Source organism: Dactylosporangium vinaceum, from assembly GCF_019904175.1.
In the GTDB taxonomy this organism is placed as follows: Bacteria; Actinomycetota; Actinomycetes; order Mycobacteriales; family Micromonosporaceae; genus Dactylosporangium; species Dactylosporangium vinaceum.
Genome location: NZ_CP061913.1, coordinates 7,504,830 through 7,522,447, shown reverse-complemented (window position 1 = coordinate 7,522,447; position 17,618 = coordinate 7,504,830). Strand labels below are relative to the sequence as shown.

Here is a 17,618-nt window from a genome sequence, read left to right as displayed (position 1 = left end):
GTGCTCAGGCGGCCGGCGCGGCCGCGTCGCCGTGGGTGAGCCGCAGGTAGTAGCCGTCCGGGTCGGCGAGCCGGAAGTCGTGCAGGCCCCATGACCGCAGCTGGAGCGGTTCACCGACCACCTGCAGCTCCTGGCAGTGTGCGTAGAGCGCGCGGAGCTCGTCAACGGTGTCGAGCTCCAGCACGATCTCGACCCCGGCGCCCTTGCCGGCGCTGAGCCGCTGCCCGGTGAACCCGGGGCCGTCCCCGTGCTCGGGCAGCTTCGCGATCGGGCCGAGCCCGAGCACGACCTGGCCCCGGCGCAGGCTCGCGTAGTCCTCCGTGCGCCGCTCGACCGCGAACCCCAGCACGTCGCGGTAGAACCCGACGCTGACGTCCATGTCGCTGACGAACAGTTCCATCCGAAGCCGCATGCATCGATGATCCGCCACCGGCCCGGGTGTCCGCATCCGCCGCCCGTGGCGGTGGCGGTGGCGGATCGTGGCGGCGCTCACGGCGCCGGCGGGAGCGGCTGCGGCGCGGCGGCGATGTCGTGCAGGGCGGTCAGGACGGAGCGGACCGCGGCCCGGTGGAGGGTCTCCGGGCGGGTCAGGACGTCGATGTGGCGGGCGGCCGGCAGGTCGGCCAGCGGGCGCAGCACCACGGCGGGGTCGGGGCGGCTGGTGTAGCCGGGCAGCAGGGCCAGGCCACCGCCCGCGGCCACGATCGCGGCCACGACGGTGAACTCGTTGACCCGGTGGACGATGTCCAGCGGCCGGCCCGCGGCCGCGGCGATCGCGGTCAGGATGCCCTCCACCGGGAAGCCCTCGTGGACACAGATCCACGGCTCGGCGGCCACGTCGGCGGTGGTGAGCACCGGCCGGGAGGCCAGGCGGTGGGCGGCGGGCAGGGCGACGTAGAGCGGCTCCTGCAGCAGCGGGACCGTCGTCAGCCGGTCGGCCGGCCACGGTGGGCTGTGCGGCAGGCGGTGGGCCAGGACCAGGTCGTAGTCGGCGACCAGGGCCGGGAAGTCGGCCTGCGCCACGTCCTCGTCCGCGCAGCGCAGCGGGGGCAGGCCGGGGCGGGCGAGCAGCGGGCCGAACCAGGTGAGCCCGGCGCTGTGGAAGGCCGAGACGGTGACCGGTGCGGCCGGGTCGTCCAGGTAGGCGTCGACGGCCCGGCCGGCCCGGTCCAGGGCGGTGGAGACCTCGATCGCGGCGGTGGCGAGCGCGCGGCCCGCCTCGGTCAGGGCGAGCCGGCGGCCCCGGCGTTCGGTGAGCGGTACACGCGACGTGCTTTGCAGGGTTTTGAGCTGTTGGGAGACCGCCGAGGGCGTGATGTGCATCGCCCGGGCGACGGCGGCCAGGCTGCCGCGGTCGCCGAGTTCCCGTAAGAGGCGCAGGTGGTGCAGATCCATGTAGGGCTCACTACAGTGTGGGTTCACGAGATCAGGTCTTGTCTTCACAATAGACCCGCTTCAGGCTGCCCTCATGGGGATGCGACGCAGTGACCTGCTGCTGCTGGCCGTGGCGGTGGTGTGGGGGAGCAGCTACCTGGCCGCGCAGACGCTCGTGCTCGCCGGCGGGGTGCTCGCGGTCTTGGCGCTGCGGTTTCTCGTCTCGGCGCTCGCGCTCACCCCCGCGATGGCCGGGCGGCGGCCGGGGTGGGCGCAGCTGCGGGTCGGGGCGCTGCTCGGGCTCACCCAGGCGTCGGTGCTGGTGCTGGAGACGTTCGGGGTGTCGCTGACCAGCGCGACGAACGCCGGGGTGCTGATCAGCCTGACGATCCTGCTGACGCCGGTGCTCGAGGGTGCGGTGCACCGGCGGTGGCTGCCCGGCCGGTTCTTCGTGGCCGCGGCGGTGGCGGTGGGCGGTGTGGTCCTGCTCGTCGCCGGGCCCGGCCTGCGCGCGCCGACGGCCGGTGACGCGCTGATGCTCGCCGCGGCCGTCGTGCGGGCGGCCCACGTCACGCTGTCCGGGCGGCTGACCGGCGGGCGGCAGTACGACACGGTGACGCTCACCTGGCTGCAGACCGTGGTCGGCGCGGCCCTGTTCACGGCCCTGGCGGCGCCGGACCTGCCGGCGGCGGTGCGCGCCTTCGGGCCCGGGCACTGGCTCGGCGTGCTGTACCTCGCCCTCGGCTGCAGCGTGTTCGCGTTCCTGGTGCAGCTGTGGGCGATCCGCCGTACGTCGGCCGCGCGGGCGAGCCTCCTGCTGGGCACTGAGCCGGTGTGGGCGGTCCTGATCGGCGTCGGCATCGCCGGGGAGCACCTGAGCGCGGCCGCCGTCGCCGGGATCGCGCTCGTCCTCGCCGGCACCTGGGCCGGCCAGCGCATCGAGGCCGCCCACCGCGAGCGGCGCCCCCGTTCAGTGCGGGAAGACCCGGGCGGCCCGGCGGGCGACACCGGCGCGGAAGTGCTCGATCTGCGCCTCGATGTGACGGACCGTCGGCGTGTCCTGCAACTGGTGGAGGTACTCGCACCGCCGCGCGAGGGCCAGGAGGTTGACGGTGAAGTAGACGGCCATGAGCGGGTTCACGAAGAGCGTCGGACCTGACAGGCGCCGGATCAGGGCGGTGTCGCCGTTGAGGGCCGCGGCGATCTGGGCGTTGACGATGCTCGGCCGCTGCGGCGTCGCGGCCTGCGCGGCGGCCACGGCGTCGCGGTACAGCGCGGCCTCCCGGCTGCCGCTGGGAATCGACAGCGCACCCAGGTAGCCGCCGTCGCGGTCGAGGTCGGCGAGGTTCTCCAGCACCTGGACGTGGTTCACGCCGTGGAACGCGTCGATGCCGAACCCCAGGCAGGTGACGAGCCGGATCGGCCCGTCCAGCCCGGCGACCGCGGCCAGGCTCCCGATGTCCTCGACCGGGGTGCCCAGGCCCGACTCGTCGCCGCGCAGCAGGATGTCGGTGCCGCCGTCGACGAGCACGACGGCGTCGATGTCCAGGGCGTCGACGAGCGCCCGGTACGCGGCCCGCAGCGGCTGGACCCCGGTGCGGCGCAGCGCGTAGACCGTCGACGGCCGGCCCTGCTCCTGCAGCCAGTGGGCGAGGGTCAGCTCGGGGAAGTACGAGACGTTGCGGGCCACGTCCGGCGTGACGGCGGCGACGTCCGGGTTGAGCCACCTGTCGTCCGGCACCAGCGTCAACGGCCCGAACGACAGACTCGCCAGGTGTACCTGCACACCGCGCTCCCACAGCGCGAAGGCGAGGGGCAGCGCGGCGTACACGTCGAACCCGCCGCCCGCCCCGGCCAGCAGCACCCGGCGCGCCGGCGCGAGCGCCGCGAACAGTGGCGGTTCAGCGAGCGACGGCGTCATACCTCGAATTATCGGCCCACGCCCCGGCGGGCGGAAGCCGGGCGCATCGACGGACAGGCGCGGTCAGCCGGTCGACTCGGGCACGCGGGCGTCGCCGAGGATCGAGGAGATGGCGTCGGCGGCGCCGGGGCGGGCGAAGAGGTAGCCCTGGCCGAACTCGCAGCCGAGGTCCTGCAGCGTCGACCACTGCTCGGCCGTCTCGATGCCCTCGGCCACCGTCTGCAGCTGCAGCGCCCGGCCCAGCTGGACGACCGCCTCGGCCAGTGTCGCGTCGCCGCGCTCGGTGGTGATGCCGTCGACGAACGAGCGGTCGATCTTGAGGATGTCGACCGGGAAGCGCTTGAGGTACGACAGCGACGAGTAGCCGGTGCCGAAGTCGTCGATCGCCAGGCGGACGCCGAGGGCCTTCAGCCGGCCCAGGGTCTCGATCGTGGAGTCGGTGTCCTGCATGAGCAGCGACTCGGTGATCTCCAGGACGATCTGGTGCGGGTCGACGCCGGTCTCGGCCAGGATGCCGGCGACCTCCTCGACCAGGCCCTCGTGCTGGAACTGCCGGGCCGACAGATTGATGTTGACCCGGATCGCGGCCGCGGCCGGGAACTGGGCGCGCCACTCGGCCAGCTGCTCGCACGCCTGGCGCAGCACCCAGCGGCCCAGCGGCACGATGAGCCCGGTCGACTCGGCGAGCGGGATGAACGTGTTCGGGCCGAGCATGCCGCGGGCCGGGTGCTCCCACCGGACCAGGGCCTCGACGCCGATCAGGCGGCTGGTCGGCAGGTCGACGATCGGCTGGTAGTGCACCACGAACTCCTGCCGGGCCAGCGCCAGCTCCAGCTCCGCGCGGTCCTCGGCCTCGCGCATGATGCCCGCGTACATGGCCGGGTCGAACAGGGCGTAGCGGTCGCGGCCGTTGCCCTTCGCCGCGTACATCGCCAGGTCGGCGTTGCGCAGCAGCTCGCCCGGGTCCGGGCCGTCGTCGCCGTCGCCGGCCTTCGCGGTCGCCACGCCGATCGAGGCCGAGGTGACGACGTCGCGGGTGCCCAGCCGCAGCGGCCGGCGGATCGCGGCCAGGAGCCGGTCGGCCAGGTCCATCGCCTCGATCTCGGTGATGTCCTCGACCAGGATCGCGAACTCGTCCCCGCCGAGGCGGGCCAGGGTGTCGGCCGCCCGCAGCTGCTGGTGCAGGCGCAGCGCGGTGGTGGCGATGAGCTGGTCGCCGGCGTTGTGCCCGAGGCTGTCGTTGACGAGCTTGAAGTCGTCGAGGTCGACCAGCAGCAGGGTGATCCGGCCGCCGCCGCGGCGGTTGCGGGCGATCGCGTGCTCGAGGCGGTCGCGGAACAGGGCCCGGTTGGGCATGCCGGTCAGCGAGTCGGCGAACGCCTGCCGGGTCAGCTCCTCCTCCAGCTCCTTGCGGCCGGTGATGTCACGGATGCTGATGACGGCGGCGAACAGCGGCGCCTCGGTCGTGCGGTTGGTGCCGATGACCTCGGCCCAGATCCAGGCGCCGTCGGCCCGGCGGACCCGCGACTCGGCCCGGCCGGTGTACCCGGGGCCGCCGCTGATGATCCCGCGCCACCACTCCTGCGACACGGGCAGGAAGTCGGGGTGGGTGATCTCGGAGAGCATCGCGCTGGTGACGAACCGCGGGTCGTAGCCGAGGACGGTCTTCACCGAGGGGCTGGCGTAGGTCACCCCGCCGCCGTTGACCTGGATGGCCAGGACCGCGTCGGAGGACGCCTCGAGCAGTGCCTCGACCTTGCGCTCGGCGCTGCGCCGGGCCCGGTCCGTGCGGCGCCGGTTGCCGGCGCTCTGCGCGCAGAACCAGGCGACGCCGACCATCAGCGCGACGGTCAGCGCGGCGAGCGTGGCGCCCATCGGCCGGTCCCGGGTCGCGAACAGCGCCAGGTAGCCCAGGCCGCTCAGCGCCCCGAGCCCGATGACCTCGGCCTGGCCCGCGAGGGCGGCGGCCGAGGCGAGCACGAGCATGACGCCGGCCGGGAAGATGGTCAGGGCCGCGGTGTCGTATGCCGTGTACGCCAGCAGCAGCGCCAGGTTGGCCAGCCACCACCCGCCGAGCGCGCGCGGCAGCCAGGACGACTGGACGTAGCGCTCCCACGGCAGCAGCGCGAGCCCGGCCTGCCCGACCGCCATCAGGGCGATCCCGCCGACCACCCACGGCCCGCTGCGCCAGTCCAGCTGCGCACGTACCGCCCCGATCAGGATGACCCCGACCGCGACCCAGGTGCCCAGTCGGATCTGACGGGCCCGGTACTCGATCTCGTGCTGCTCGAGCGCACTTTCCGGCATGTTCGTTTGTTCGGTACCGGGCTGCCGTTGCTGAGTGCGGTTCTGGTGCAGTCTCGTGATTGTGACAGGCGAGCGGGTACCGGAGCCGCCTTATAGGCTCTGGGCCATGAGCCTCGGGCGCTTGGTCGCGGCGGCGGTCGCCGTGTCGCTGGTCGGGCCGGTGCTGGAGCCGTCACCCGCGCCGGCCGACACGACGGCCGTCGTGCCGTGCCCCTACGCGGCGCCGCCCACCATCCCGCCCACGCCGGCGTCCCCGGAGCGCGACCCGGCCGCACCGGTCGTGGGCGGCTCGCAGCTGGCCACCAAGGGCCTCGCCGTCCCGCCGGGCGCGGCGGCCCCACCGGCCACGTCGGCCATGTCGTGGGTCGTCGCCGACCTCGACACCGGCGAGGTCCTCGGCGCCTGCAGCCCGCACCTGCGCCGCCGCCCGGCCAGCGTCCAGAAGCTCCTCCTGGCGGCGACCGCCCTGCCGGCGCTCGACCCGAACCTCGTCGTCGAGGCGACCGAGAGCGACGTGAACGTCCCCCGGGACAGCTCCCTGGTCGGGCTGATCGCCGGTGGGCGGTACCCGGTCTCGGCCCTGTGGTACGGCCTGCTGCTGGAGTCGGGCAACGACGCCGCGGCCGCCCTGGCCCGGGTCGCGGGCGGGGACGGCGGCGAGGCGGCCACGGTCGCCGCGATGAACGCCGAGGCCCACCGGCTCGGCGCGGACGACACCCACGCCGTCACCCCGTCCGGCTACGACGCCCCGGACCAGTTCACCAGCGCCTACGACCTGGCCCTGATCGCCCGGGAGGACCTGGACCGTCAGGCGTTCGTGCAGTACGACAGCGCATTGACGTTCCAATGGCCGGCGGCGCCGCCGAAGGACCCCAAGGGCTTCCAGATCCAGAACGAGAACAAGCTGCTGACCGGCTACCCGGGCGCGATCGGCGGCAAGACCGGGTTCACCGACGAGGCCCGGCACACCTACGTCGGCGCGGCCAAGCGCGGCGACCGGCGGCTCGTCGTCACCGTGATGGGCGCGGAGATCGTCCCGGCCCGGGCCTGGAAGCAGGGCGCGACGCTGCTCGACTGGGGCTTCGCGCAGCCGCCCGGGGCGTCGGTCGGCCACCTGGTCACCGTGGAGGAGGCGGCGAAGCTGCACGCCCCGCCGCCGTCACCCGCGCCGGGCACCCCGGCCCCGGCCGCCGCGGGCGGCACCGCCGGCGCTGCGCCGCCCGCCCCCGGCCGCACCCTGTCGTTCACCGTTGTCGCCCTGGCCGTCCTGGTGCTGCTGTGCGCGGCCGGGGCGGTCGTGATGGTCCGCCGCGCCCGCCGCATCCAGGTCTAGTCCGCCTCGACGATCCCGGTGGGAGTCTGGCCGCACGCCGACTGCGCGGCGCGAATGTGCCCGTCGAGGCCGACCATGAGCCCGGCGCCCCGCCGGGCCCGCTCACCGGCGTCGCCGGTGACGTCCTGGCGCACGGCGATGAGGCCGTCGGTGTCGTCGGCGATGCCCGTGAGCGCCGACTTCAGCGCGGGGTCGAAGACGAGGCCCGCGGCGAAATGCCGGTTGCGGGCGTCCTGGCGCCGTTGCTCGGCCGCGAGCTGCGGGTCGACCGGGGTGGTGATGAGCTGGGCCCAGTCGTCGGCGGTGACGGCCGTCCGGACCGTCTGGCCGGTGCCCGGTTCCGTACGGCGAAAGTCCTGCACGATCATCGGAATCACCGCGCAGGCCTGGGACTTCTCCCGCTTCTCGGTGGTGTACAGCTTGACCGCGACGGAGCCGGTGAGCATCCCGGCGACACTGGCGAGGATCGCGAGCCACCGGCCGACGCGGCCGGCCCGCCGCGGCCGCTGCGGGGGCAGGAAGTAGGCGACCGGCGGCGCAGGCGGGGCGTACGCCGGTGGGGGCGGTGGGGCCGGGTACTCGTCCCGTGGTTGCTGCGCCGCGTCGAGGTCGACGTAGGTGGCGTAGGGGTTCGCCGAGCGGCCGGGAGGGGCGGACGTCATGCGCGCTTGGATCGGCGGGCCGCCCGCGCACCTGAGGCGTTCCGGGCGGTGTAGCTTGCGATCATGAGCACTCTGCCCACCGCCCGGACCGCCGACCCCGCCGACGCACCGCCGATCCGGTGGGGCATCATCGCGCCCGGCTGGATCGCGGGCCAGTTCGCCGGCGCCGTGCACAAGCACTCGGCGTCGACAGTCGTCGCCGTCGGCTCCCGGTCGCAGGAGCGCGCCGAGCAGTTCGCCGCGCAGTACGGTGCCCGCGCCTACGGCAGCTACGAGGCCCTGGTCGCCGACGACGGGATCGACGCCGTCTACGTCGCGTCGCCGCACAGCCACCACGCCGAGCAGACCCGGCTGGCCCTGGAGGCCGGCAAGCCGGTCCTGGTGGAGAAGGCGTTCACGCAGAACGCGGCCCAGGCGGCCGGGCTGGTCGAGCTGGCCGCCGGCTCCGGGCTGCTGCTGATGGAGGCGATGTGGAGCCGCTTCCTGCCGCACTACGACATCGTGCGGCAGCTGCTCGCCGACGGCGCCCTCGGTGAGATCCAGACGACGTTCGGTGACCACGGGCAGTACTTCGACATCCCGCCCACGCACCGCCTGCTCAACCCCGACCTGGCCGGCGGCGCGCTGCTCGACCTGGGCATCTACCCGATCTCGTTCACCTCGTTCGTCCTCGGCGCCCCCGACGAGATCCGGGCCACCGCCAGCATGGCCGCGACGGGCGTCGACGCGCAGGTCTCGGCGGTGCTGCGGACGGGCGCCGCGCACGGCATCGTCTCCACCACCCAGACCGCGAAGACCCCGACGACGGCCGCCGTCGCCGGGACCGAGGCCCGCGTCGAGATCCCCGGCGACTTCTACAGCCCGCAGGCCGTGCGCCTCACCACCCGGACCGGCGAGACGCAGGAGTCCGCGGCGCCCGCCATCAGGGGCCACGACGGCCTCGTCTACCAGGCCGCGCACTTCGCCGAGCTGCTGCGGGCCGGCGCCACGGAGTCGCCGCTGCTGCCCCTGGCCGAGACGGTCTCGATCATGGAGACGATGGACGAGATCCGCCGCCAGATCGGCCTGGTCTACCCCGACGAGCGGGCCGGGCACTAGCGCTCCCGCAGCGCCCGGCCGAGCTGCCGCCGCGAGGTGATCCCGAGCTTGCGGAAGATCTTCATGAGGTGGTACTCGACAGTCGACGCGGTCACGAAGAGCCGGGTGGCGATCTCGGCGTTCGTCGCGCCCTCCGCGGCCAGCGCGGCGACCCGGGCCTCCTGCGGGGTGAGGTCGAGATCGGGCACCGCCGTGCGCGCCCGGGCCCGGCGCCCCGTCGCCTGCAGCTCGATGCGGGCCCGCTCGGCGAACGCGGCCGCGCCCATCTCGGCGAAGCTGTCGTAGGCGATCTGCAGCTGGGCCCGGGCCTCGGCCCGCCGCTTCTGCCGGCGCAGCCACTCGCCGTGCAGCAGGTAGGTCCGCACGAGCTCGGTCACGATGGTCGTGCCGGTGAGGTGCTCGGCGGCCTCGCGGAACAGTGCCTCGGCGTCCGCGTCGGCGGCGAGCAGGGCGCGGGAGCGGGCCAGCATGCCCAGGGCCCACGGTGTCCCGCTGGCCGTCGCCCGCTCGGCCAGCCGGTCCAGGGCGGCCCGGGCCAGGTCGCGGTCCCCGGCCCGCACGGCCGCCTCGACGAGGTTGGGCAGGGCCCGGTTGCCGTGGGCGATGACGTCGCCGCGGAAGCCGGGGGTGAGCTTCGCGAGGGCCTCGGCGTAGCGGCCGCGGCCGAGGTCGAGGATGGCCAGGCAGTGGCGGGCGTGGTCGCCGAGGATCGCGTAGCCGAGGTGGGCGTCCCACTCGGTGATTGCGACGTCGGCGGCCGCCCGGGCCTGCGCCTCGAGCCCGCGCCAGGCCAGCAGCTCGACCTGCCGGGAGGTGTCACCGGCCGGGACCCCGATCGCCGGCCCGAGGTCGTCGGCCTCGGCGAAGCAGGCCGCGGCCCGGTCGAACTCGCCGGACCAGATCGCGGTGGTGGCCCGGCCGGCGAGCTGCGCGTACACGGCGTGCAGGGCACCTTGCCGCCGGGCGAGCTCGTCGGCGTGCTCCAGGACGGCCCGGAACCCCTCGTCGTCCCACAGGTCGTCGGCGATCCACTGCCCGGTCATCACGAACGGCACGGTGCCGTGCGACACCTCCCGCTCGGCCCGCAGCGCGGCCACGGCGGCGTGCAGCAGCGGCACGGCCGGCGCATACCCGACGGCGATCCGCGTCGCGAAGGCGTCCACGAGCGCCCGGACGGTGCTCACCGCTGCGGTCCGGCCGGGCTCCGGCAGGGCGGCGCGGCCCAGCTCGGGCAGGGTCGTGCCGGCCGTGTGCCCGGCCGGCCAGGACAGCGGCGGCGATGGCCTCGAACAGCAGGCCGTCGCGCAGGTCGGCGGGCAGGTCGGCGTCGGCCGCGACGGCGAGCATCGACGCCGAGGTCACCGTGGCGACACCGCCGGCCGAACCAGGCCAGGGCCGCGCCGAGGCGGTGTGCGGTCGCCCGGGCCACCGGCGTGGCGCAGGCCCGGCAGGGCCAGGGCGTGGCAGCGTTCGGCCGCGGCCGGGTCACCGGCGACGAGGTGGGCCTCGGCCGCGACGAGCAGCCGCCGGGCCCGCTCCCTGCGGGTCGGGGCTGAGCTCGGCCGCCCGCGCCAGGAACAGCGCGAGGGTGGCGTTGCCGCCCCGGGCCCCGGCCCGGGCGGAGACCCCGCTCCAGCTCACCCGGCGACGTCCTCGTCGAGCCCGGCGGTCGCCTCGGCCCGGTGCCAGGGCCCGCCGGTCCGGGTCGGCGTCCCGGTCGATCGCCGCGGCCACGGCGGCGTGGGCGCGGCGCCGGTCGGCCGCCGGGGCGCCCGGAGTACACCGCGGAGCGGATCAGCGGGTGCCGGAACGCGAGCGTGGGCGCGGCCGTTCAGGACCCCGGCGGCGACCGCGGGGTCGGCCGCTGCGGGTGGCAGCCCGAGCCGCCCGGCCGCCCGCCACAGCAGTGCCGCGTCGTCCGGCGGCGCGGCCCGCGGCCAGCAGCAGCAGCGACTGGGTGGCCGCCGGGAGCAGCCGGGCCCGCCCGAGGAAGTGCTCCTCGAGGCGCCGGCCCAGCGGGAGCCGGTCGGGCAGCGGCGCCCCGGCGGCCAGCTGCTCCGCGGACAGTCCGGCCGACAGCTCGACAAGCGCCAGCGGGTTGCCGCGCGTGTCGGCGATGATCCGCTCGGCGACCGCGGGCGCGACCCGCCCCGGCGCCGATCGCGCGAGCAGGTCGTGCGCGGCTTCGGCGGGCAGCCCGGTCACGGTGAGCGTGGGCAGCCCGGCCAGCGCCGCCGCCGGACCCGCCTCGTCGCCGCGCACCGAGAACAGCAGCCCCAGCCGGTCGGCGTGCAGGCGCCGGGCCACGAACGCGAGCGCGGCGAGGGACTCCCGGTCCAGCCAGTGTGCGTCGTCGACGAGGCACACCAGCGGCCGCTCGTCGGCGGCTCCCGCCAGCAGGGTGAGGGCGGCCAGCCCGATCAGGAACAGGTCGGCCACCGCGCCCGAGGTCAGCCCGAACGCCCCGGCCAGCGCCGCCCGCTGCGGCTCCGGCAGCTTCTCGACCCGCTCCAGGAACGGCCGCAGCAGCCGGTGCAGCGCCGCGAAGGCCAGCCCCCGCTCCGGCTCCACCCCCGACACCCGGGCCACCTGCAGGTCGGCGGCGCTTGCGGCGGCGTGGTCGAGCAGCCGCGTCTTGCCGATACCGGCCTCACCGACGAGCACCAGGGCGGCGCTCAGCCCCGACCGGACGGTCCCGGTGAACTCGTCAAGGAGCCGGCACTCGACCGTCCGGCCCGCCAACGCCTCGGAGGTCACGCGTCGGAGCCTACCGGCGGCCGCGGGCCGCGCTCCATACGTCAACTGACGCAATCCCCGCGGCGACCTGCGGGAAAGCCCCGCCGCCGGATCGGGCGGCGGTGCGGGCGTGAGGGGCGGTGGGGTGGGTAGAGCCCGGCGCTGTGACGGAGACGCTGGCATCGCAGACGCAGTGGCCGGCCGGCCCGGGGGAGTCCCTGACGATGGCCGCGCCGACCGAGGTGCGCAAGGCGGTCCGGCGGTGAACCCGCGCCTGCAGCGGCTGGGGCGGATCGGCTGGGCGGTCACCGGGATCGTCGGCGGGGCGGCCCTCGCGGCGGCCGCGGCCGGCGTGCTGGTGCCGCTGCTCATGCCGGTCCTGCTGATGGTCGTCATTGCGGTGGCCGTGCATCCGCTCGTGGGCCGGCTGCGCGACGCGGGCCTGCCGGCCGGGCCGGCCACGCTGTTCGCCGCGCTCGTGCTGCCGCTCGGTCTGCTGCTCGTCGGCGGGCTCGTGGTCTGGGTGCTGGTGCAGCAGGCCGAAGACTGGCCGCCGGTCCTGGCCGAGGCGGGGCGGTGGCTGCGGGTCCTCGACGCCCAGACCCAGCGGGCGGCGCTGCTCGGGCTGGGGAGCGCGGTCGTCAACGGCGCCGTGGTCGCCGGGCAGGTCACTGTCGGGTTCCTCGTCGGCACCTACCTGCTGTACTACCTGCTGCGCGACGGTCCCCGGGTGGCCCGCGGGCGGGTTCCGGCGTCGGCGGCGACGCAGCTGCGGCGGTACATGGTCGGCACCACCGTCGTCGCGGCCATGGACGCGGCCGTCATCACGCTGGGCGCCGCGATCCTGCGGCTGCCGTTCCTGCTCACGATCGCCGTCATCACCTTCGTGGCGGCGTTCGTGCCGTACCTCGGGGCCTGGGTCTCCGCGGTCTTCGTGGTGCTGCTCGCCCTCGGCGCCGGGGGCGCCACCACTGCCGTGTGGATGGCGGTGATCGTGCTTGTCACGCAGAATGTCCTCGAGGGCGTCCTGCGCCCCTACGTCTTCGGCCGCGCGCTGAACCTGCACCCGGTCGTCGTCCTGGGCGTGACCGGTGCTCGGGGCGGCGCTGGGCGGGCTGTGCGGGGTATTCCTGGCCCCGCCGCTGGCCGCCATCATCCGCTCGTGCTGGACGACCCGGCGCGCCGCCCCGCCGGTGCCGCGACCGTGATCGTGGCCGCCCGGAGCGGCGCCGCGCCGGCCCCGGCCATGGCGGCGGGCGCCTCCCGGAGTCGCTCATGCCGCTCCACATTCGGGCCCCCGCGGGTGATGCCGCGCCCACCCGCGGGGATGGTGCCGTGACGGCATGACCAACGGGGAGCGGGACCGGGTGGCGTCGTTCGGGCGGCCGGAGGACGGGCTGGCCGAGGCGAGCCCGTGGTACCGATGGGGGCCGTACCTCAGCGAGCGGGCCTGGGGGACCCGTACGGGAGGACTACAGCGAGGGCGGCACCGCCTGGGAGGCGTTCCCGCACGATCACGCCCGCTCGCGCGCGTACCGGTGGAGCGAGGACGGGCTCGCCGGGATCAGCGATGCCGGTCAGCGGGTCTGCTTCGCGCTCGCGCTGTGGAACGGTGAGGACCCGATCCTCAAGGAGCGCATCTTCGGGCTCACCGGCAACGAGGGCAACCACGGCGAGGACGCCAAGGAGTACTGGTGGTACCGCGACGCCGTGCCCAGCCACGCCTGGCTGCGGTGGCGCTACCACTATCCGCAGCGCGCGTTCCCGTACGCGGACCTGGTCGCACAGAACGGGCGGCGCTCGCGCGACGAGCCGGAGTACGAGCTGCTCGACACCGGCGTGTTCGACGGCGACCGGTACTGGATCGTCGAGGCCGACTACGCCAAGGCCGACCCCGACGACATGTGCATCCGCGTGCGGCTCACCAACGCCGGTCCGCAGACGGCGACCCTGCACGCCCTGCCGACCGTGTGGCTGCGCAACACGTGGTCCTGGGAGGAGGGCGCACCGCGGCCCCGCCTGGCGGCCGTGGACGACGCGACGATCGGCATCGAGGACTCGCTGCTGCTGCAGGCCGCGCCGGGCCCGGACGGCTCGCTGCCGCCGCAGGTGTACTGCGACAACGACACCAACACCGAGCGGCTCTTCGGCAGCCCGGGCTCGGCGCGGTACCCCAAGGACGGCATCAACGACCACGTCGTGCACGGCGCGGACACCGTGAACCCGGCGCGGGAGGGCACGAAGGCGGCGTTCTGGTATCGGGTCACGGTGCCGGCGGGGCAGACCGTGCACCTGTCGCTGCGGCTGGCCCCGCAGGCCGGCCCGGCCGCGTTCGGCCCGGCGTTCGACGAGGTCCTGGCCCGCCGCGAGCGGGAGGCCGACGAGTTCTACGCCGGGCTGGCCCCGCCCGGCACGAGCGCCGAGGACGCCGCGATCATGCGCCAGGCGTTCGCCGGCATGATCTGGGGCAAGCAGTTCTACCACTACGACGTCGCGGCGTGGCTGCGCGGCGATCCGGCCCAGCCGCCACCGCCGCCGGGGCACCGCTCCGGCCGCAACGCCGGCTGGCGGCACCTCGACGCGTCCGACGTGATGTCGATGCCGGACCCGTGGGAGTATCCGTGGTTCGCGGCCTGGGACTCGGCCTTCCACGCCGTGGCCCTGGCCCACCTCGACCCGGCGTTCGCGAAGTACCAGCTGCTGCTGCTCTGCCGCGAGTGGTTCCAGCACCCCAACGGCGCCATCCCGGCCTACGAGTGGGCGTTCGACGACCTTAACCCGCCGGTGCAGGCGTGGGCCGCGCTGCAGGTCTACGAGATCGACGGCCGGCGCGACAAGCACTTCCTCGGCCGGATCTTCGCCAAGCTGATGCTCAACTTCACGTGGTGGGTCAACCGGGAGGACCCGGCGGGCAACAACGTGTTCGAGGGCGGGTTCCTGGGCCTCGACAACATCGGCCCCATCGACCGCTCGCACCTGCCCGAGGGCCACGTCCTGGAGCAGTCCGACGCGACCGCCTGGATGGCGTTCTACTGCCTCAACCTCCTCGAGATGGCCCGCGAGCTCGACCTCGACGACCTCGTCGTCAAGTTCATGGAGCACTTCGCGCTCATCTCCGAGGCGATGCGCGACCGCGACCTGTGGAGCGAGGAGGATGGCTTCTACTACGACGTGCTGCGCCGCCCCGACGGCTCGGCGACGCCGCTGCGGGTCCGCTCGATGGTCGGGATCATCCCGCTGTTCGCGACGAAGGCGCTGCGCGAGGACGACTTCGAGCGGGTCCGCCGGCACTGTCGAAGCCGCCGCCGGCCGATCACGTCCGCACCGACAGGGCCTGTGTCGCCCGACCGCTTCGCCGATGTGCCGGAGGAGCACGTGGTGCGCACGGACGACGGTGAGCGGTTCGTCGCCGTCGGCGTCGCCGCGCACGGCCGGGTCCGGCGCATCCTGCCGCACCTGTTCGACGAGGAGAGCTTCCTGTCCCCGTACGGCCTGCGCGCCTTGTCCCGGTGGCACGCCGAGCACCCGTTCAGCATCGACCTGGCCGGCTGGACGGCGACCGTCGGCTACGAGCCGGCCGAGTCGAGCACCGGGATGTTCGGCGGCAACTCGAACTGGCGCGGTCCACTGTGGATGCCGCTGAACTATCTGGTGCTGCGGACCCTGGAGGAGTACGACATCAACTTCGGCGGCGGCGTGAAGATCGAGTATCCGACCGGCTCGGGCCGCCAGCAGACGGCCGGCGCGATCGCCGAGGACCTGCGCCAGCGGATGCTGTCGCTGTACCGGCGGGGACCGGACGGGCGGCGGCCCGCGTACGGCTGGGTCGAGCGGCTCCAGCACGACCCGAACTGGCGCGACCACCTGCTGTTCTTCGAGTACTTCCACGGCGACAACGGCGCCGGGCTGGGCGCGATGCACCAGACCGGCTGGACCGGGCTGCTCGCCGACCTGGTGGCCCGGCCGGTGGTGCGCCAGTGATCACCTTCGGCCGGCAGATCTGCGGCGACCGCTCAGGCGACACAGGCCTCCGCTGACGGAAACGTAGCCGGCCGGCGCCGGCTTCGAGCAGGCCGCCGCCCGCGAATGGCTCGTGACCGACGGGCTCGGCGGCTACGCGATGGGCACCGTCGCCGGGCTGCGCACCCGCCGATACCACGGCCTGCTCGTCGTCGCGGCGCCCGGTGCGGCGTCCCGGCGGCTCGGGCTGGCCGCCCTGGACCCGGTGGTGCGCATCGGTGACCGGGCGGTGCGGCTCGGCACCGACGAGTGGGCCGGCGGGGTCGTCGACCCGGGCGGGTTCGTGTTCGAGGACGCCTACCGCGTGCACGGCCCCGGCTGGGAGCCCGGCGGTGACTGGTACCGCGGTGTGTACGCCCGGGACGAGGCGGCCCGCGGCCTCAACCCGGTCGAGGACCTGTGGGCGGCCGGCCGGTTCACGGCCGAGCTGGCGCCCGGCGAGGCCATGGAGGTGACAGCGGCCGCCGACGACGGCGCGCCGCCGCGGGCGCACCGGCTCGTCGCGGACGCCCGCCGCCGCGCCCGGAAGCTCGCCCGCCAGGCCGGCGCCACCGACCCCGTCGCCCGCGGGCTCGCTGTCGCCGCCGACCAGTTCGTGATGGGTACTCCCACCGGCCCGTCGGCCGTCGCGGGGTACCCGTGGTTCGGCGAGTGGTCGCGCGACCTCATGACGTCGTTCGAGGGGCTGTTCCTCACCACCGGCCGCCACGCCGAGGCCCGCGAGGTGCTGCTGCGGGCCGGCGCGACGGTGTCGGAGGGGATGCTGGCCAACACCGCCGACACGGGCACCCTCGAGTACAACACCGCCGACGCCGCCCTGTGGTTCCTGCACGCGATCGGCCGCTACGTGACGGTCACCGGCGACCTCGACCTCGCGGCCACCCTGGCCGCGCCGATGGACGAGGTGCTGACCCGCCACCGGCACGGCACCCGCTACGGCATCGCCGCCGACCCGGCCGACGGCCTGCTCACCCAGGGCAAGCCGGGCTTCGCACTGACCTGGATGGACGCCCGCATCGACGGCCGGCCCGTCACCGAGCGCCAGGGCAAGGCGGTCGAGATCAACGCCCTGTGGGTGTCGGGCCTGGCCACGACCGCGGAGCTCTTCGACCGCCTGGGCCGCCCGCACGACTGGACGTCCGCCGCGGCCCGGGCCGCCGACTCGTTGCGCCGCCGCTTCCCCCGCCCCGACGGCGACGGGCTCCACGACGTCGTGGACGGGCCGTTCGGCGACGACGCGACGGTACGGCCGAATCAGCTGCTGGCCCTGTCGCTGCCGCACGCGCCGCTCGCCGATCCGCGGGTGGTCGCGGTGTGCCGCCGCGAGCTGCTCACGTCGCTCGGCCTGCGCTCCCTCGCCCCGGACGCGCCCGGCTACGAGCCCCGCCACCGCGGCGGCCCGGCGCAGCGCGACCGCGCCTACCACCAGGGCACCGTCTGGCCGTGGCTCATCGGCCCGTTCGTGGACGCCGCGCTGCGCGTAGGTGCCGATACCGAGGGTGTACTGGACGGGCTCGAACTGCACCTCGCGGAGTGGGGCCTCGGCTCGGTGTCGGAGACCGCCGATGCCGCCGCACCGCACACGGCCACGGGCTGCCCGTTCCAGGCGTGGTCAGTCGCCGAGCTCCTGCGCGCCCGCACCCGGCTCACCGCGGACCGGCCCGCCTGAGCCCCGCGGCGTCCACGCCGCGGCGGGCCGGAGTCTCCGCCCGGACAGGGGCCGGCGGCGCAGATCCCGGCGCCGCCGGCCCCGTCCGGCCATCCTCTACAGGTAGGGGCGGGTGAGCAGCTCGACCGCGTGGCCGGCCGGGTCCTTGCAATAGACGCCGCGGCCGCCGTGCTCGTGGTTGATCTCGCCGGGGCGGCGCATCTGCGGGTCGGCCCAGTGCACGACGCCCCAGCCCGTCAGCCGGGCGTAGGCCCGGTCGAAGAGCTCGTCGTCGACGAGGAACGCGTAGTGCTGCATCTGGATGTCGACGGGCGGCTCGGCGAACTGCAGCAGCACGCCGTCGCCGAGCGCGATGTTGGTGAACAGGCCCCACGAGGGCGCCTCGGCGGCCTCGAGCAGCTCCCGGTAGAAGCGGGCGGACTCGGCCCGGTCCTTGGACGCGATGATGGTGTGATTGAACGTCGCCGGCATTCGGCTGTGACCTCGCTGGTGTCGGTG

The 17,618-nt window shown here is 75.0% G+C and carries 13 protein-coding genes and 1 pseudogene; 6 read left to right on the top strand and 8 right to left on the bottom strand.

Annotated elements, in window-relative coordinates:
* Positions 1-4 precede the first annotated feature (4 nt).
* Both Dvina_RS33695 and Dvina_RS33690 read right to left on the bottom strand, forming a co-directional pair.
* On the bottom strand, positions 5-412 hold the full coding sequence (locus tag Dvina_RS33695) for a VOC family protein (protein WP_223093319.1): 408 nt from the start codon (positions 410-412) through the stop codon (positions 5-7).
* A 77-nt stretch (positions 413-489) separates the two neighbouring features.
* Positions 490-1,395 (bottom strand): LysR family transcriptional regulator, encoded by a 906-nt coding sequence (locus Dvina_RS33690; protein WP_223093318.1) that lies wholly within the window; start codon positions 1,393-1,395, stop codon positions 490-492.
* 73 nt (positions 1,396-1,468) lie between these two features.
* Here Dvina_RS33690 and Dvina_RS33685 point away from each other — a divergent pair.
* Positions 1,469-2,239, top strand: a pseudogene (locus tag Dvina_RS33685) (DMT family transporter); the annotation flags it as partial.
* Positions 2,240-2,344: 105 nt separating this feature from the next.
* Here the strand turns inward: Dvina_RS33685 and Dvina_RS33680 are convergent.
* Together Dvina_RS33680 and Dvina_RS33675 are read right to left on the bottom strand one after the other, a co-directional pair.
* Positions 2,345-3,295, bottom strand: coding sequence for a DUF1152 domain-containing protein (locus tag Dvina_RS33680; protein WP_223093317.1), 951 nt, complete (start codon positions 3,293-3,295; stop codon positions 2,345-2,347).
* 63 nt (positions 3,296-3,358) lie between these two features.
* Positions 3,359-5,602 (bottom strand): putative bifunctional diguanylate cyclase/phosphodiesterase, encoded by a 2,244-nt coding sequence (locus Dvina_RS33675; protein ID WP_223093316.1) that lies wholly within the window; start codon positions 5,600-5,602, stop codon positions 3,359-3,361.
* A gap of 106 nt (positions 5,603-5,708) precedes the next feature.
* Between Dvina_RS33675 and Dvina_RS33670 the strand changes: the two genes are divergently transcribed.
* Complete coding sequence (locus tag Dvina_RS33670) at positions 5,709-6,935, top strand: D-alanyl-D-alanine carboxypeptidase family protein (RefSeq protein WP_223093315.1); 1,227 nt, start codon at positions 5,709-5,711, stop codon at positions 6,933-6,935.
* Here Dvina_RS33670 and Dvina_RS33665 read toward each other — a convergent pair.
* A complete protein-coding gene (locus tag Dvina_RS33665; RefSeq protein ID WP_223093314.1) occupies positions 6,932-7,597 on the bottom strand; it encodes a hypothetical protein in 666 nt (221 codons plus the stop codon). The two genes, Dvina_RS33670 and Dvina_RS33665, sit on opposite strands and share 4 nt — an antisense overlap.
* A 63-nt stretch (positions 7,598-7,660) precedes the next feature.
* Between Dvina_RS33665 and Dvina_RS33660 the strand changes: the two genes are divergently transcribed.
* Positions 7,661-8,695, top strand: a complete 1,035-nt coding sequence (locus tag Dvina_RS33660) for a Gfo/Idh/MocA family protein (RefSeq protein ID WP_223093313.1) — start codon at positions 7,661-7,663, stop codon at positions 8,693-8,695.
* Here the strand turns inward: Dvina_RS33660 and Dvina_RS33655 are convergent.
* Together Dvina_RS33655 and Dvina_RS33650 are read right to left on the bottom strand one after the other, a co-directional pair.
* Entirely contained in the window at positions 8,692-9,879 is a 1,188-nt protein-coding gene (locus Dvina_RS33655) for a LuxR family transcriptional regulator (RefSeq protein WP_223093312.1), read from the bottom strand. The two genes, Dvina_RS33660 and Dvina_RS33655, sit on opposite strands and share 4 nt — an antisense overlap.
* 610 nt (positions 9,880-10,489) lie before the next feature.
* Entirely contained in the window at positions 10,490-11,452 is a 963-nt protein-coding gene (locus Dvina_RS33650; RefSeq protein ID WP_223093311.1) for an AAA family ATPase, read from the bottom strand.
* 241 nt (positions 11,453-11,693) lie between these two features.
* On the opposite strand from Dvina_RS33650, the gene Dvina_RS33645 reads away from it, so the two are divergent.
* From Dvina_RS33645 to Dvina_RS33635, 3 genes are all read left to right on the top strand, one after another.
* Positions 11,694-12,770: an AI-2E family transporter gene (locus Dvina_RS33645; protein ID WP_223093310.1), complete on the top strand. Its 1,077-nt coding sequence runs from the start codon at positions 11,694-11,696 to the stop codon at positions 12,768-12,770.
* Positions 12,771-13,141: 371 nt separating this feature from the next.
* Positions 13,142-15,412 carry an MGH1-like glycoside hydrolase domain-containing protein gene (locus Dvina_RS33640; protein WP_246655490.1) on the top strand — a complete coding sequence of 757 codons (2,271 nt, stop codon included), beginning with the start codon at positions 13,142-13,144 and terminating at the stop codon, positions 15,410-15,412.
* 139 nt (positions 15,413-15,551) lie between these two features.
* The gene (locus Dvina_RS33635; protein WP_223105855.1) at positions 15,552-17,120 is read left to right on the top strand and encodes an amylo-alpha-1,6-glucosidase; all 1,569 of its coding nucleotides are present in this window, start codon (positions 15,552-15,554) and stop codon (positions 17,118-17,120) included.
* A gap of 96 nt (positions 17,121-17,216) precedes the next feature.
* Here Dvina_RS33635 and Dvina_RS33630 read toward each other — a convergent pair whose 3' ends face one another.
* Positions 17,217-17,591, bottom strand: coding sequence for a VOC family protein (locus tag Dvina_RS33630; RefSeq protein ID WP_223093309.1), 375 nt, complete (start codon positions 17,589-17,591; stop codon positions 17,217-17,219).
* Positions 17,592-17,618: the final 27 nt, after the last annotated feature.